Source organism: Verrucomicrobiia bacterium, assembly GCA_035460805.1.
In the GTDB taxonomy this organism is placed as follows: Bacteria; Patescibacteriota; UBA1384; order CAILIB01; family CAILIB01; genus DATHWI01.
Map to the genome: position 1 here is coordinate 1 of DATHWI010000166.1, position 1,782 is coordinate 1,782.

The 1,782-nt window shown below is 52.2% G+C and carries 1 protein-coding gene and 1 rRNA gene; one reads left to right on the plus strand and one right to left on the minus strand.

The window, feature by feature from the left end; genetic code table 11:
• A 23S ribosomal RNA gene (locus VLA04_06830) occupies nt 1–1,136 on the minus strand; the annotation flags it as partial.
• A gap of 304 nt (nt 1,137–1,440) precedes the next feature.
• On the opposite strand from VLA04_06830, the gene VLA04_06835 reads away from it, so the two are divergent.
• On the plus strand, nt 1,441–1,782 hold a 342-nt coding region (locus tag VLA04_06835; protein ID HSI21370.1), incomplete at its 3' end, for a DUF4163 domain-containing protein.

Consider the following 1,782-nt stretch of genomic DNA (forward strand, 5'->3'; position numbering starts at 1 on the left):
GTTTCACACTTAGTCCACGTTTAGGGCCCTTAGCTGTCGATCTGGATTGTTTTCCTTTTCACGACGGATCTTATCACTCGCCGTGTCACTGCCTATCTTATACAACGGTATTCGGAGTTTGGTTGGGTTCGGTAAGCGGGTAAGCCCCCTAGCCCATTCAGTGCTCTACCCCCAAAGAACAACGCCTAACGCTGCACCTAAATGCATTTCGGGGAGAACCAGCTATCTCTGCGTTCGATTGGCATTTCACCGGACTAACCACAACTCTTCCCGAGACTTTTCAACGTCAATGAGTTCGGGCCTCCATGATGTGTTACCATCACTTCACCCTGGCCATGGCTAGATCACGCAGTTTCGGGTCTGCTGGTGCTGACTTGACGCCCTATTCGGACTCGGTTTCCCTCCGCCTCCGCCGCTGAACGGCTTAAGCTTGCCAACACCAACAACTCGCAGGCTCATTCTGCAAAAGGCACGCCATCACACAGGACCGGATCGCTCCGGACATAGTGCTCTGACTGTTTGTAGGTAATGCGATTTCAGGTTCTATTTCACTCCCCTACCCGGGGTTCTTTTCACCTTTCCCTCACGGTACTGGATGCACTATCGGTGACAAGTCGTATTTAGCCTTACCGAGTGGTCTCGGCAGATTCACACGGGGTTCCACGTGCTCCGTGTTACTCGGGTACCACTTGAATTCGTTTGGGTTTTGACATACGGGGCTATCACCCTCTGCGGCCGGACGTTCCAGTCCTGTTCTATTAACTTGCACAATCTTCTTTTCTACCAACCTCTGATAAGAACGCTAAGTCCTCATCAGGGGGATGGTAGTAGTGGCCCCACGACCCCAACCGGTAAACCGGTTGGTTTAGGCTCTTCCGCGTTCGCTCGCCGCTACTTGCAGAATCTCTTCGATTTCTTTTCCTCCGGTTACTTAGATGTTTCAGTTCACCGGGTTACCTCCTCAATGCCTATGTATTCAGCAAAGGGTCATCGGGCATTACCCCGACAGGGTTTCCCCATTCGGATACTCCAGGATCAATGCTATCGTGCAGCTCCCCTGGACGTTTCGTCGCTTACACGTCCTTCTTCGGCAACTTGTCCCTAGGCATTCGTCACACACCCTCAGTAGCTTAAATCTAACTTTTCTAAAACTCTCGCTCTCTTTTTTCGAGTGCTCAATTTGCCTCTTATCAACCGCTATACAATTTTCAAAGAACTGTGGAGCTTGCGGCCCAAAAGCCTCAGCAACAGTTGAAAACTATACCCGCCGACCATTCAGATGTCAAGGGCGATCTACACATTTCTGAAGCCAATCCCAAAAGTCGCCCGTCTTGAATCTTTTGGCGGCGGCGATCCCTGGCATTGCGCTTGGCCAGGAAGCCGCCTTCCTTTCGCTCTGCGGCGCGTGTTGCTATACTCCGTTCAATTCTGGAGAAAACAATGCTTGGACGACTCGGTGCCCTTACGACGCTTTCCCTTCTTGCGCCCCCGGCCGTCACGACCACCTGGGTTTCCAAGTCGGTCAACAAAGAGAATTGGTACAAGCTGAGCGTCACTTATCCCAAGTTCAGCAGCACGCCTCTGGCGAATCTGGCAAACAACGCCATTTCCACCGCCGCACTCACAGAGCTGAACGACGTCAAGAAGTCAGCCGGAACAACCCAACCCCGAGTCCCCTCTGAGCTTCTTTGGAAAACAACCGTTGGAACCGCCACTCCTAATCTGATCTCCGCCTACGCGAATATCTATGAGTTCGAAGGAGGGGCCCATGGCATCTCCGTG